The organism is Microbacterium sp. UBA1097, assembly GCF_002313585.1.
Classification (GTDB): Bacteria; Actinomycetota; Actinomycetes; order Actinomycetales; family Microbacteriaceae; genus Microbacterium.
In genome coordinates this window covers 1-12,973 of sequence record NZ_DCBW01000013.1, presented here as the reverse complement: position 1 = coordinate 12,973, position 12,973 = coordinate 1, and the positions used below count along the sequence as shown (strand labels likewise).

The 12,973-nt window shown below is 67.6% G+C and carries 12 protein-coding genes and 1 riboswitch; of the genes, 5 read left to right on the top strand and 7 right to left on the bottom strand.

Annotated features, from left to right (window positions below; genetic code table 11):
- Window positions 1-8 precede the first annotated feature (8 nt).
- From B4F19_RS03385 to B4F19_RS03375, 3 genes are read left to right on the top strand one after another with little or no spacing between them, the layout of a single operon-like run.
- On the top strand, window positions 9-950 hold the full coding sequence (locus tag B4F19_RS03385) for an ABC transporter ATP-binding protein (RefSeq protein WP_292732825.1): 942 nt from the start codon (window positions 9-11) through the stop codon (window positions 948-950).
- Complete coding sequence (locus B4F19_RS03380) at window positions 947-1,813, top strand: ABC transporter permease (protein ID WP_292732823.1); 867 nt, start codon at window positions 947-949, stop codon at window positions 1,811-1,813. The genes B4F19_RS03385 and B4F19_RS03380 overlap by 4 nt, the downstream gene beginning before the upstream one ends.
- The gene (locus B4F19_RS03375) at window positions 1,810-2,634 is read left to right on the top strand and encodes an ABC transporter permease (protein WP_292732821.1); all 825 of its coding nucleotides are present in this window, start codon (window positions 1,810-1,812) and stop codon (window positions 2,632-2,634) included. The genes B4F19_RS03380 and B4F19_RS03375 overlap by 4 nt, the downstream gene beginning before the upstream one ends.
- Window positions 2,635-2,664: 30 nt before the next feature.
- Here the strand turns inward: B4F19_RS03375 and B4F19_RS03370 are convergent, their stop codons facing one another.
- The 7 genes from B4F19_RS03370 to B4F19_RS03340 all read right to left on the bottom strand — a co-directional run bounded on the left by B4F19_RS03370 (window position 2,665) and on the right by B4F19_RS03340 (window position 9,312).
- Window positions 2,665-4,107: an MFS transporter gene (locus B4F19_RS03370; protein ID WP_292732819.1), complete on the bottom strand. Its 1,443-nt coding sequence runs from the start codon at window positions 4,105-4,107 to the stop codon at window positions 2,665-2,667.
- A 50-nt stretch (window positions 4,108-4,157) separates the two neighbouring features.
- A complete protein-coding gene (locus tag B4F19_RS03365) occupies window positions 4,158-4,517 on the bottom strand; it encodes a Fe-S protein (protein WP_292726959.1) in 360 nt (119 codons plus the stop codon).
- A gap of 61 nt (window positions 4,518-4,578) precedes the next feature.
- Complete coding sequence (ribH, locus tag B4F19_RS03360) at window positions 4,579-5,052, bottom strand: 6,7-dimethyl-8-ribityllumazine synthase (RefSeq protein WP_292732817.1); 474 nt, start codon at window positions 5,050-5,052, stop codon at window positions 4,579-4,581.
- Window positions 5,049-6,332: a GTP cyclohydrolase II gene (gene ribA, locus B4F19_RS03355; protein ID WP_292732815.1), complete on the bottom strand. Its 1,284-nt coding sequence runs from the start codon at window positions 6,330-6,332 to the stop codon at window positions 5,049-5,051. The genes ribH and ribA overlap by 4 nt, the downstream gene beginning before the upstream one ends.
- On the bottom strand, window positions 6,329-6,973 hold the full coding sequence (locus tag B4F19_RS03350; protein WP_292732813.1) for a riboflavin synthase: 645 nt from the start codon (window positions 6,971-6,973) through the stop codon (window positions 6,329-6,331). The genes ribA and B4F19_RS03350 overlap by 4 nt, the downstream gene beginning before the upstream one ends.
- A gap of 13 nt (window positions 6,974-6,986) precedes the next feature.
- Window positions 6,987-8,045, bottom strand: coding sequence for a bifunctional diaminohydroxyphosphoribosylaminopyrimidine deaminase/5-amino-6-(5-phosphoribosylamino)uracil reductase RibD (ribD, locus tag B4F19_RS03345; protein ID WP_292732811.1), 1,059 nt, complete (start codon window positions 8,043-8,045; stop codon window positions 6,987-6,989).
- Window positions 8,046-8,131: 86 nt separating this feature from the next.
- Window positions 8,132-8,291, bottom strand: a riboswitch (FMN riboswitch).
- Between the two features lie 52 nt (window positions 8,292-8,343).
- Window positions 8,344-9,312 carry a sugar-binding transcriptional regulator gene (locus tag B4F19_RS03340; protein ID WP_292732809.1) on the bottom strand — a complete coding sequence of 323 codons (969 nt, stop codon included), beginning with the start codon at window positions 9,310-9,312 and terminating at the stop codon, window positions 8,344-8,346.
- Between the two features lie 97 nt (window positions 9,313-9,409).
- Here B4F19_RS03340 and B4F19_RS03335 point away from each other — a divergent pair, with 97 nt between their 5' ends.
- Together B4F19_RS03335 and glpK are read left to right on the top strand one after the other, a co-directional pair.
- Window positions 9,410-11,128 carry a glycerol-3-phosphate dehydrogenase/oxidase gene (locus B4F19_RS03335; protein ID WP_292732807.1) on the top strand — a complete coding sequence of 573 codons (1,719 nt, stop codon included), beginning with the start codon at window positions 9,410-9,412 and terminating at the stop codon, window positions 11,126-11,128.
- Window positions 11,129-11,177: 49 nt separating this feature from the next.
- Entirely contained in the window at window positions 11,178-12,716 is a 1,539-nt protein-coding gene (glpK, locus tag B4F19_RS03330) for a glycerol kinase GlpK (RefSeq protein WP_292732805.1), read from the top strand.
- The last annotated feature ends 257 nt before the right edge of the window (window positions 12,717-12,973 follow it).

Genomic DNA, 12,973 nt, shown 5'->3' with positions numbered 1-12,973 from the left:
GTAGGACGGTGCCAGAGCCCGTCATTCGTGCCCACAACCTCGTCAAGGCCTACAAGATCGCGGGCAAGGACGACTTCCTCGCCGTGAACGGGCTGTCGTTCGAGGTTGCCCCCGGTGAGTCCTTCGGGCTGCTGGGTCCCAACGGTGCAGGCAAGTCCACGACGATGAAGATGATCGGCGCAGTCTCGACCCGCACGAGCGGAGAGCTCAGCATCCTGGGCTTGGATCCCGACCAGTACGGTCCCGAGGTCCGCTCGCGGCTGGGCGTCGTTCCGCAGCAGGACAACCTCGACGGCGAACTCAACGCCCGCGAGAACCTCTTCATCTACGGCCGCTACTTCGGGCTGCCCGGCAAGGTGTGTTCCCAGAAGGCCGATGAGCTGCTGGCGTTCGCCGCGCTCGAAGACAAGGCAAAGAGCAAGGTCGATCAGCTCTCCGGCGGCATGAAGCGCCGGCTCACGATCGCCCGCGGGCTGATCAACGACCCCCGCATCCTGCTGCTGGACGAGCCCACGACGGGTCTTGATCCGCAGGCCCGGCACGTGCTGTGGGATCGCCTCTTCCGTTTGAAGGAGCGCGGCACGACGCTCGTGCTGACCACGCACTACATGGACGAGGCCGAGCAGCTGTGCGACAGGCTCATCGTGGTCGACAAGGGGCAGATCATGGCCGAGGGAACGCCGGCCTCCCTCATCCGCGAGCACTCCAGCCGCGAGGTGCTCGAGGTGCGTTTCGGATCGGACCGCAACGAGCAGGTGGCGCCCCAGCTCGAGGGGATCGGCGACCGCGTCGAGGTGCTTCCCGACCGGATCCTCGTCTACGCGCACGACGGCGAACGTGCGCTGGAGCAGGTGACAGCCGCCGGGCTGCAGCCGCTGACCTCCCTGGTGCGGCGGTCGAGCCTCGAGGATGTCTTCCTGCGCCTGACCGGAAGGTCGCTGATCGAATGAGCACGCCGGTTCCTGACGCGCGCACTCAGCCCTCGCTCGACGAGCTGCGCACCGAAGCGCTCGCCTGGGGGCGCAAGCCCCGCCGACGGGGGTCGTGGTACGTCGCCGAGCACATGGTGCGCGCGATGCGCGCGTACGGGTGGACCATCGTCGTCGGGGCGCTCGGGCAACCCATCCTGTATCTGCTCGGACTGGTGCTCGGACTTGCCGCGCTCCTGAACGGCACGATCGAGGTGCACGGCGAGCAGGTGGACTACCTCCTGTTCGTTGCGCCGGCGCTGCTCATGACCGCAGCGATCGGCGTGGCCACAGAAGAGTTCACCTACCCCGTGATGTCAGGCTTCAAGTGGCGGCGCTACTTCTACGGGTTCAACGCGTCGGCGCTGTCGAGCCCGCAGATCGCGAACGGGGTGATCCTCGGAGCCTCGGCCCGGATGCTGATCGCCGTCGTCGCCTACTACGTCTTCATCACCCTCTTCGGCGCGGTGCCCGACCCCGCCACCGGCTGGGTCGCGATGTTCGTCGGTCTGCTCGCGGGCCTCGCTTTCGGAGTTCCTCTGATGGCATACGCCGCCTCCATCCAGGACGACAAGGGTCAGTTCGCTCTCGTGCAGCGCTTCCTGTTCGTTCCGATGTTCCTGTTCTCGGGCACCTTCTACCCGCTCGATAGCCTTCCCATCTGGCTGCAGTGGATCGGCTGGATCTCGCCCCTGTGGCACGCGTCCGAGCTGGGCCGGATGGCGACGTACGGGGCCCCGGGCGGCCCGGGTGCTGCCGCGGTTCACCTCACGTATCTCCTCGTCCTCACCGTCGTCGGCTACGCATTCGCTCGCCGCACTTTTACGCAGAGGCTCGCGAAATGACCGTGGTGGCATCGGAAACGGAACCGCGCCGCAGCGGGAGCGTCCGCGCCCTGTGGTCGGGTAACCCCTGGGCCGTCGTGCAGCGCGGTCTCATCGCGGCGCGCTCGTCGAGCTGGGTTGTCGTGCTCTCGGGCTTCTTCGAGCCCGTGTTCTACCTGTTCTCTCTCGGCATCGGCCTCGGAATGCTCATCGAGAACGTCGAGACGTCGTCGGGAATGGAGGTCTCCTACGCGGCCTTCATCGCCCCGGCGCTGCTGGCGGTCTCTGCGATGAACGGCGCGATCTACGACTCCACCTGGAACGTCTTCTTCAAGCTGAACTACGGCAAGCTCTACGAGGGGCAGCTCTCGACATCTCTTGGGCCGCTGGATGTCGCCTTAGGCGAGATCCTGTACGCGCTGCTGCGCGGCCTCGTGTACGCCACCGGATTCATGATCATCATGCAGTTCGCTGGCCTGAACCTCGCGCCCACGGCGATCCTCGCCCTCCCCGCTGTCGTGCTTATCGCCTTCGGATTCGCAAGCCTCGGGATGGCAGTCACGAGCTACATGAAGACCTTCCAGCACATGGACTGGATCAACATGGTGCTGCTGCCGATGTTTCTCTTCTCGGCGACCTTCTACCCGATCACCGTGTACCCCGAGGCAGTGCAGGCCATCGTGATGGCCCTACCGCTGTGGCACGGCGTGGAACTCATTCGAGGTCTCACGACCGGAGCACTGTCGATCGCGATGCTCGGCCATGTCCTGTACTACGTGGTCATGATCGCCGTCGGCCTGATCTTCACGACCACGCGACTGCGGAAGCTCTTCTTGGACTGACGCGAAGGCATCCCGCTCCCGACGCTCGCGCTAGAGCGATACCGTCTCGCCGGCTCCGATCTCGTCGTAGTCCACGTCCTTGGTCTCCGGAGAGAGGAGGAGGGCGATGAAGGTGAGCACTGCCATCGCCGAAAGATAGACACCGACGAGCCAGGGGCTGCCATCGGCGGCTGCCCACAGTGCGACGGCCACGAGCGGAGCGAGTGCTGCGCCCAGGATCGACGACACGTTGTAGGACACGGCCGAGCCGGTGTAGCGCACCTCGGTGGGGAACAGTTCGGGCAGCACGGCGCCCATCGGCCCGAAGGTCGACCCCATGAGGACGAAGCCGAACACGAGGAAGGCCTGCACGAGTGCTCCGGTGAATTTCGGATCGGCCTGGGGGAGCAGGAACACCGTGAACGTGAAGCCGAACACGATGATCGCCGCGGTCACCCACAGCAGCAGGCGACGTCTGCCGATCGCGTCGGCCACGGGTCCCGACAGCAGCGTGAAGATCCCGAAGAAGACGACGCCGATGATTTGCATCAGCACGAAGTCCGTGTACCCGAAACCGAGGCCCGGAACGTAGCTGGCCGGGTCGAACGGCGTTCCGGCGGCTTCCGCGGCGGCCTGCGCGGCATCCGTCGTCGCCTTCGTCCCGTACGAGAGCGTGAAGCTCGTCATCAGGTAGAACAGCACGTAGGTCGCGAGCATGATGAACGTGCCGAGGATGAGCCGCCACCAGTAGCGACGCAGGGCGAGCCCGAGGGGGAACTTCCGGAGCGTCCCCCTCTTCTCGGCCCGCGTGAACGAGTCGGACTCGACCAGGCGCAGCCGCACCCACAGGCCGACGATGACCATGACCGCCGAGAACAGGAACGGGATGCGCCAGCCCCAGGCGAGGAACGCGTCTGAGGCTTGGGCCGTGCCATCGGGGTGGGGGAGCGAGAGGTTGATCGCGAGGAAGATGCCGTTGGCGATGATGAAGCCGATCGGGGCTCCGAGCTGGGGGAAGGTGCCGTACCAGGCTCGTTTGCCCGCCGGGGCGTTCTCGGTGGCGACCAGCGCAGCGCCCGACCACTCGCCGCCGAGCGCGAATCCCTGCGCGAGTCGCAGCACAAGCAGGAACACCGCGGCCCAGACCCCGATCTCGTTCACGGTCGGGAGTAGGCCGATCACGAAGGTCGCGATACCCATTGTGAGCAGCGAGGTGACCAGGGTCGCCTTGCGGCCAAACCGATCGCCGAAGTGGCCGAACACGACCGCGCCCAGGGGCCGGGCGACCATCGCGGCGCCGAAGACCGCAAAGGATGCCAGCAGTGATGTGGTCTCGTTACCGGTAGGAAAGAACAGCGCGGGGAAGACGAGAACTGCCGCCGTCGCGTACACGTAGAAGTCGTAGAACTCGATCGTCGTGCCGACGAGGCTTGCCGTGATGACGCGGCTTCGCGGGTTGGCGGGAGCGGACGGAACGGCGACGGAAGAGGTCATGGAGGCCTATCGGTGCGGGGGACGAGAACGGCCCCCGCACCTCCGATGCCTCAGCGCCAGAGTGTGGCGATGGCCGCGTTCACAAAGGTCAGGATGCCGATCGCCCAGAATACACCGGCGGGAGCCGAGCCGTTCCGCTTGGTGCGGGCCGATCCGATGCCCAGGAGCGCCCCGATGATGAGCAGGATGACGAGCTTTGTGCCGATCTTCATGTAGTTGAACTCGACGCCCTCGGGAACGCCCCAGGGTGCTGCCAGCGCGAGCCCCGCGACGCCCGCGATCAGCAGGCCCCAGTTCATGAGTGCCGTCACGGCTCCGGTGCGCCGCACCGCCTCGACGACCCAGGCGCCGAACAGAATCGCGAAGCCCGAGAGGTGAACGAGAAGGACGGCGTGACGAAGAATCTCCATGCCGTCAGCGTACCTTATGCCTCACTGAAGGTGGAGTCTTGTTCGCCTCACCCGGTGCTGGTCAGCCCCGCAGCTCCCGCAGCGCGAGCGCGGTGCGGAGGGCGGCATCCGCAGCCTCGAAGCCCTTGTCTTCGCGCGAGCCCGGAAGGCCGGCCCGGTCGATGCCCTGCGCCTCGTCGTCCAGAGTCAGCACGCCGAAGCCGACGGGCTTGCCGGCGTCCAGGGCGACGCGGGTGAGCCCGTCGGTGGCCGCTGACGAGACGAACTCGAAGTGCGGGGTTCCGCCGCGGATGATGACGCCGAGCGCGACGACCGCGTCGGCGCCGGCATCCAGAGCTGCCTTTGCCACGACGGGAAGCTCGAACGAGCCCGGGACAGGCACGACGCGGTAGGAAGCGCCGGCGGCATCGAGTGCCCGGCGGGCGCCGTCCAGGAGGCCGTTCGCGATGGTCTCGTGCCACTGGCCCGCGACGATCACGATGTCCAGTCCTGAGCCGTCGACGGTGTCGCGCTCGGGGGCGCCGGTTCCGCTCATGCGTCGGTCCTCTCTGCTGCGGCCCCGACTCCGAGAGCGCGATCCAGGTCGTCCAGGGCAATGGTGTGTCCCATGCGCTCGGCCTTCGTGGCCAGGTACTGGTGGTTGTTCGGGCCGACGCCCACGAGCAGCGGCACCTGCTCCGCGATGTCGAGGCCGAGCTCGCGAAGCTGAGCCACCTTGTCGCCGTTGTTGGAGAGCAGTCGCATCCGGTCGATGCCAAGATCTCCCAGGATGCCGGCAGCGGCAGCGTAGTCTCGCGCATCGGCGGGCAGCCCGAGGGCCAGGTTCGCATCGACAGTGTCGAGGCCCCGCTCCTGCAGGCTGTACGCCCGCAGCTTGTTGATCAGGCCGATACCGCGTCCCTCGTGTCCGCGCATGTAGATGACAACGCCGCCGTCTTGCGCGATAGCGTCGAGCGCGGCATCCAGCTGGGGGCCGCATTCGCACTTCAGGGAGCCGAAAGCCTCGCCGGTCAGGCACTCCGAGTGCACGCGCACGAGGGGTGCGTCCTCGGCCAGATCACCGGCCACGACCGCAATGTGGTCGGTGCCGGTGATCCGATCCTTGTACGCGAGGAAGCGGAACACGCCGTGCGCGGTCGGGACCGTCGCCTCGGCGCGCAAACTCACGCGGCGGCGGTGCACGTCCTGCGGCGCGGCCGCGCGCGGCTCGTTTTCGTCAAGGTAGGCGATGAGCTGCTCGATCGTGATGACGGGAACACCATCGCGGGCTCCGAGCTCCAGCAGCCCGGGCATCCGCATCATCGAGCCGTCTTCGGCGACGACCTCGGCGATCGCGCCGACCGGCTGCAGTCCTGCCAGGCGCATCAACTCGACAGCCGCCTCGGTGTGTCCAGCGCGCTCGCGGACGCCGCCGTCGACGGCGCGAAGCGGCAGGACGTGGCCCGGCCGGATGACACTTGAGGGCGTCGAGTAAGGATCGGCGAGCACGTTCAGCGTGTGTGCCCGATCGCTCGCGCTGATGCCGGTCGAGGTGCGGTCGGCGGCATCCACCGTGACGGTGTACGCGGTCCCCCGCGCATCCTCGTTGACCGCAACCATGGGCGGCAGGTCGAGCCGGTCTGCCCATTCGGCGGGCATCGGCGCGCACAGCAGGCCGCTGGACCAGCGGATCGTCCACGCCACAGCCTCGGGGGTGGCGAGCTCTGCCGAGAGGACGACATCGCCCTCGTTCTCGCGATTCTCGTCATCCGCGACGATGATCGGGCGCCCGGCGCGTAGCGCATCCAGGGCCTCGGGGATGGGGGCAAGGCTCATCGCGAGCCTCCTTCGGTCGGGGCGGCCTCGGCCGCCGAGGGGAACGCCAGCAGACGCTGCACGTGACGGGCAAGGATGTCGGTTTCGAGGTTCACGGGCGAGCCCGGCTGCAGGGAGTCGAACGTCGTAGCCTCGAGGGTTTCGGGGATGAGCGAGACCTCGAACCAGGGTTCGGGGTCGGCGGGTTCGCTGACGGCACTGACGGTGAGCGACACGCCCTCCATCGCGATCGATCCCTTGTCGACGATGAGCGGGGCCAGGTGCCGGGGGATCGCAACGCGGATCACCCGCCACTGGTCGCCGGGCCGAACCTCGACAACGGTTCCCGTGCCATCGATGTGACCCTGCACGATGTGGCCGCCCAGGCGTCCGCCGGCGGCGGTGGCGCGTTCGAGATTGACGAGGCGATCGACAGAGACATCGGCGAGGGTGGACATGTCGAGGGTCTGGCGCATGACGTCTGCGGTGAATCCGTCGCCGTCGCGGGCAACGACGGTCAAACACACGCCGCTGACGGCGATGGAGTCGCCGTGCGCGGCATCAGCGACGGATTGCGGTGCGTGAATCGTCACCCGGATGCCGTCACCCGACGGTTCGACGGCGGTGACGCGGCCGATCTCTTCAACGAGTCCTGTGAACATGGCGATCTCCTGACTACACCGACGACGCGTCAGCGGCGGTGGTCTCGGGGGACGGGGATTCGGGGGCCTCGGCGGCGGCGCGGGGGCGTGCGACAAGCAACACGTCATCGCCGAGCCGCTCGAGCGCGGTCAGCTCGAGTCGGTGAGCGTCAGCGAGGGTCGTGACCCCGATGTCGGTGACGGCCGGCCTGTCGCCGTCGGGGCCGGAGCCGATCAGTACCGGAGCGACATACGCCAGCACCTCGTCGACGAGCCCGGCGCGCAGGAATGATGCCGCAACCGTCGGCCCGCCCTCTACGAAAACACGCTGGATGCCGAGATCGCGCAGTTCGTCCAGCACCATGGTGAGGTCTGTCCCGGGCCGCTGGATCAGGGTGCGGGGATGCCTGCGCACCTGCGCGGCATCCGGAATCGCGCGCCGCCCGAGAACGACAGGCAGGGGCTGCTGCGACAGTGGCTGCCCGGCAGCCCCTCGTGCGGTGAGCGCCGGGTCATCGGCGAGCACGGTTCCAATGCCAACCACGATGGCATCGGCATCCGATCGCCGCCGGTGCACGTCAGCGCGCGCCTCGGGGCCGGTGATCCACATGCTCGTGCCGTCGGCGGCGGCGGCCCGGCCGTCCAGACTCTGCGCCCACTTCACCGTCACGTGCGGTCTACCCAGCCGCTGCACCGTGAGCCAGGTGTCGAGGAGCGCGGTGCCTTCATCGCGCAGCAGACCCTCCTCGACGGTTACGTCTGATGCCGCGAGACGTTCGGCGCCGCCGCCCGAGACGGCGCCGGGATCGTCGACCGCGTAGACCACACGGGCCACACCAGCGTCAATGAGGGCTTGCGCGCAGGGACCCGTGCGGCCGGTGTGGTTGCAGGGCTCGAGGGTGACCACTGCCGTGCTCCCGCGAAGCTGCTCGGGCGTCAGCTGTGACATCGCATCGACCTCGGCGTGCGCGGTTCCGACGCCCCGGTGCCACCCCTCGGCGAGTACTTCGCCGCTCGGGGAGAGGATGACGGCTCCGACCTGGGGGTTGACTCCCCGGGGCCCACGCAGCGCGGCGTTGAGCGCGCGTCTCATCGCCGCTGTCTCGCTTGCGCCTTGGCTCACTGCCCACTCCGGTCGGGTGCGACGGGGCAGGGAAGGCGGCGACGCCGTGGCGTCACCTGTGCTGCCTCCCATCCGGACTGACGACGCTGTCGCGTCGCATCACCGTCGGTCCCGGAATTTCACCGGATCAACCGCTGCGGCGTTCTCTCGAACACGGATGCAGCGGGTCGCGGACTGTCACCGCCGGTTCGGATTCTCACCGACCCCGGAGCACGTTCATTGCTCTCGAGTGTAGTCAACGCGCCGCGCGCGCGTTCATTCCCGTGGGCTACGACGCTTCGCGTCCGTCGACCATGGCGCGGGCGGTGCGCTCGTCGATGACGAGATCCGTGATGAGGCCCGCGGCGAGCGCGCCGCGCAGACTCGGGATCTTGGCCTCGCCGGTCACGATGCAGCAGCGCCGCGGGACCGCGCGAAGCAGATCGAAAGACGGGCCCGATCCCCGGTCGTTCAAGGCGATCCCCTCGGTCGAGCCGTTCGCGCGGTAGAACACCGTCGCAACATCACCCACGACCCGTTCTGTCTTCAGCTGCTCGAGGTCGGCGGGTTCGAGGTAGTCGCCGGCGTGCACGCGGCTGGGTACCTCGGCCCGGAAAGCTCCCACACTGAACAGCACGAGACCCATGCGGCTCTGGATATCGAGGATGCGTCGCGTGCTGCGCTCCCGCCAGAGTGCGCGCCGAGTCTCGGGATCATCGAAGAACGCCGGCACAGGGAACTGTTCGGCATCCCCGCCGTAAGCAGTGCTGAACCTGCTGAGCAATTCGCTCGCATACGTGATACCGGACGTCTTCACGTTCCCCGAGCCGTTCAGCTGCACGAATGTCGTGCCGTGCACGCGCTTGGGAGTGAGACGCCGTGCTATCGCAGCCAGTGTTGATCCCCACGCGATGCCGACCACCAGATCCGAGACGATTAGCTCATCGAGCAACTGAGCTGCTCCCTGCGCGACGCGGTCGAGGCGCTCGAGATCGCTCACCGATTCGGGGACGGGAATGACCTGTGCGCGGACGCCGAACTGGCGCCGCAGCTGCGTCTCCACGAGTCCCGGGGCGTCGAGGGGTGAACGCACGCGCACCTCGACGATTCCCTCGGCGCGCGCAAACGACAGCAGTCGCGACACCGTGGAGCGCGAGGTCCCGAGCTCGGCGGCGATCGCATCCATGGTGCGGAGCTGGACGTAGTAGAGGTGGGCGGCGGTCAGTGCCCGCCGCAGGTGGGTCGCATCGTCGGTCACTGACACAGTTTGCACGTATGTGCAGAAAGCCTGCAACTTCGACCATGTGTGGCACGATGGGAGCACCGGGAGATACCCGGGCGAGGAAGGACGATCAATGAGCGCCGTCGCACGAACCACTGTCGCCCGACTGAGCGAACGGCCGCAGGCTGACGTTCTCATCGTCGGCGGAGGGGTGAACGGACTCGCGACTTTTCGGGACCTCGCTCTCCAGGGCGTGGATGTCGCGATCGTCGAACGCGGTGACTTCGTCAGCGGCGCATCAGCAGCGTCGTCGCACATGATCCACGGCGGCGTCCGTTACCTCGAGAACGGCGAGTTCCGGCTTGTGCACGAGGCGGTCACGGAACGCAACGATCTGCTCGCCACGGCTCCCCACTACGTCCGTCCGTTGCAGACGACGATCCCGATCTTCTCCACGTTCTCGGGGGTGTTTTCGGCGCCCCTCCGTTTCCTGCGTCACGGCGCAGGAAAGCACGTCGAGCGCGGCGCCGCGCTGATCAAGATCGGCCTTACGATCTACGACTCGTTCTCGCGCGGCGGCGGCCGTGTTCCCCGCCACACCTTCCGCGGACGCGCCGGTTCGCTGCGAGCGCTTCCGGCGATCAACGAGACCGTCAAGTACACCGCGACCTACTGGGATGCCTCGGTGCACGACCCTGAGCGACTCGCGCTCGATCTGCTCCGCGACGGGCGTGCCGCCGGTGGCGACCGCGCCCGGGCCGCGAACTACCTCGAAGTCGTGGGGGCAGCGGACGGCGCGATCACGCTTCGCGACACCGAGACAGGTGCCGAGTTCCCGTTCCGCGCGGCCGTCGTGATCAACGCATCCGGACCCTGGACCGACCTCACCAACCGCGCCCTCGGGGCCCCGACCAGCTTCATGGGCGGAACCAAGGGCTCGCACATCGTGCTCGACAACCCCGAGCTGCTGGCAGCCACGGCTGGTCGAGAGATCTTCTTCGAACACCGCGACGGTCGCATCGTGCTCATCTACCCGCTCAAGGGACGCGTCCTGGTCGGCACCACAGACCTCGAGCACGATATGGCAGAGCCCGCGGTGTGCACCGAGCCCGAGGTCGACTACTTCATCGACCTCATCGGGCACGTCTTCCCCGACATCACCGTCGACCGCTCGCAGATCGTGTATCGCTTCTCGGGTGTCCGCCCGCTTCCCGGCCACGGCGATCTCGCTCCCGGCTTCGTCTCGCGCGATTACCGTGTCGAGACCGAGCAGCTCCCCGGGTCGGCGGACACCACGGTGATCAGCCTCGTCGGCGGCAAATGGACCACCTTCCGCGCCTCCGCCGCCCACCTCACCGATGACGCCCTTGCGCTGCTTGCTCGACCCCGCGTCGTCACGACCCATGGCCGTGCAATCGGCGGCGGAGCCGGGTACCCGGTAACCGAGCGGGCACGGCATCAGTGGGTCGCCGAGAACCGCCGGGGGCTCTCGAAGGATGCCGCAGCCACCCTCCTCGAACGCTACGGAACGACCGCCCGCGAGGTCATCGCATTCGTCGACGAGGATGCCGAGGACCGGCCCCTCGGGACACTTCCCGCCTACAGCACCGGCGAACTGCGGTACCTCGCGAGCTCAGAGGATGTCGTGCATCTGGCCGACCTGCTGCTGCGCCGCACGAGCATCGCGTTCCGTGGCGAGGCGACACCCGATGTCGTCGCCGAGATCGCCGACGCCGTCGCTGGAGTGCTCGGATGGGACGAGGATGCCGCCACGGCCGAGGTCGCCGCAGCCCTTGTCGCTGTCCACGCCGCCGATCCGACCTGGCAGCCCGCGGCGGCACCGGTAGCCTAAGCGGCGCGCCATCCATCGTCTGGAGGCGTTCAACACTTCGGGAGGCATCGTGGCCGAACACGTCCTAGCCATCGACCAAGGCACCACCTCGACACGGGCGATCGTTTTCGATCGCGCCGGAACCGTGGTGGCAACCGCCCAGCGCGAACACGAGCAGATCTTTCCTCGTGCCGGGTGGGTCGAACACGACCCCATGGAGATCTGGACCAACACCGAGTGGGTGATTTCCGGCGTTCTCAGCAAGGCCCATCTGCAGGCATCCGGTATCGCCGCCGTCGGTGTCACGAACCAGCGCGAGACTGCGATCGTGTGGGACCGCCGCTCGGGCCAGCCCATCTTCAACGCGATCGTGTGGCAGGACACCCGCACGCAGCCCTGGCTCGATGCCCTTGCCCGTGACGGCGTCGGCGACCGGGTTACCGAGGTGACGGGTCTTCCGCTTGCCACCTACTTCTCGGCATCCAAGGTCGCCTGGATCCTCGATCACGTGCCGGGGGCGCGGGCGGATGCCGAAGCCGGCCATCTGCTGTTCGGCACCCCCGACTCGTGGGTGGTGTGGAATCTCACCGGCGGCACCAGTGGCGGGGCGCACGTGACCGATGTCACCAACGCGAGCCGCACGCTGCTCATGGACCTGCAGACCCTCGACTGGTCGGACGAGATGCTCGCGCTGTGGAACATCCCGCGCGCCATGATGCCCGAAATCCGATCGTCGTCGGACGTCGTGGGCGAGCTCGCGCTTCCGGGCACAGCCCGCGAACTGCCGATCGCCGGCATCCTCGGAGATCAGCAGGCCGCCACCTTCGGGCAGGCTGCCTTCGGGGTCGGGGATTCGAAGAACACCTACGGCACCGGCAACTTCCTGCTGGTGGGCACGGGGACCGAGATCGTCCGGTCCCGCCACGGACTCATCACCACCGTCGCGTACCGACTTGGTGATGGGCCCGCCCACTACGCGCTCGAAGGCTCGATCGCCGTCACGGGATCGCTCGTGCAGTGGCTGCGCGACAATCTCGGGATCATCGATCGCGCACAGGATGTCGAGACCCTCGCCATGACAGTCGAAAACGCCGGCGGCGCCTACTTCGTGCCAGCCTTCTCGGGCCTGTTCGCCCCGTACTGGCGACCCGACGCGCGCGGTGCGATCGTCGGCCTCACCCGGTACGTCACGCGCGCCCACATCGCGCGAGCTGCCCTCGAGTCGACGGCCTTCCAGACCCGCGATGTCATCGAGGCTGTTGTCGGAGACGCGGGCCGCGACCTCTCGGAACTCCGCGTCGACGGTGGAATGACGAAGAACGACCTGCTCATGCAGTTCCAGGCAGACATCCTCGGCATCCCCGTCGTACGCCCGCGCGTGGTCGAGACGACGGCCCTCGGCGCAGCGTACGCTGCCGGTCTCGCCGTCGGAGTCTGGTCGGACCTTGATGAGCTGCGCGAACACTGGCAGGTCGACCACCGGTTCGAGCCGCAGATGTCGGATGAGGAACGCGCTCGCCGGTACCGCTTGTGGAAGAAGGCCGTCACCAAGTCCCTCGATTGGGTGGATGATGACGCCCGCACACTCATGGACACGCTCGGCGACTGATTCGTTCGCGTTGCGCCGATGGGCGGTAGCTGCGGTAAGTGGTGCCGCTACGCGAACTGCCCAGCGCGGGGACATGCCCTCGCCGGCTGCGCCGGCTCCCGCCAGACCCGGTGCCAGCCCCGCGCTGGGCAGTTCGCTTCGCTCCTGCGGAGACCATTGAGCAGACTGGTCGGGCGCGTATCTCGGGTCTATTTCAGGAGGCGGGAGAGGCGACGATCAGCGAGCAGCTTGCCGCCGGTCTGGCACGTGGGGCAGTA

What these genes read in the sequence shown, in the direction of transcription:
- B4F19_RS03380 (WP_292732823.1), top strand. Translation starts at nt 947, where the DNA reads ATGAGCACGCCGGTTCCTGACGCGCGCACTCAGCCCTCGCTCGACGAG.
- B4F19_RS03375 (WP_292732821.1), top strand. Translation starts at nt 1,810, where the DNA reads ATGACCGTGGTGGCATCGGAAACGGAACCGCGCCGCAGCGGGAGCGTC.
- B4F19_RS03370 (WP_292732819.1), bottom strand. Translation starts at nt 4,107, where the DNA reads ATGACCTCTTCCGTCGCCGTTCCGTCCGCTCCCGCCAACCCGCGAAGC.
- B4F19_RS03365 (WP_292726959.1), bottom strand. Translation starts at nt 4,517, where the DNA reads ATGGAGATTCTTCGTCACGCCGTCCTTCTCGTTCACCTCTCGGGCTTC.
- ribH (WP_292732817.1), bottom strand. Translation starts at nt 5,052, where the DNA reads ATGAGCGGAACCGGCGCCCCCGAGCGCGACACCGTCGACGGCTCAGGA.
- ribA (WP_292732815.1), bottom strand. Translation starts at nt 6,332, where the DNA reads ATGAGCCTTGCCCCCATCCCCGAGGCCCTGGATGCGCTACGCGCCGGG.
- B4F19_RS03350 (WP_292732813.1), bottom strand. Translation starts at nt 6,973, where the DNA reads ATGTTCACAGGACTCGTTGAAGAGATCGGCCGCGTCACCGCCGTCGAA.
- ribD (WP_292732811.1), bottom strand. Translation starts at nt 8,045, where the DNA reads ATGAGACGCGCGCTCAACGCCGCGCTGCGTGGGCCCCGGGGAGTCAAC.
- B4F19_RS03335 (WP_292732807.1), top strand. Translation starts at nt 9,410, where the DNA reads ATGAGCGCCGTCGCACGAACCACTGTCGCCCGACTGAGCGAACGGCCG.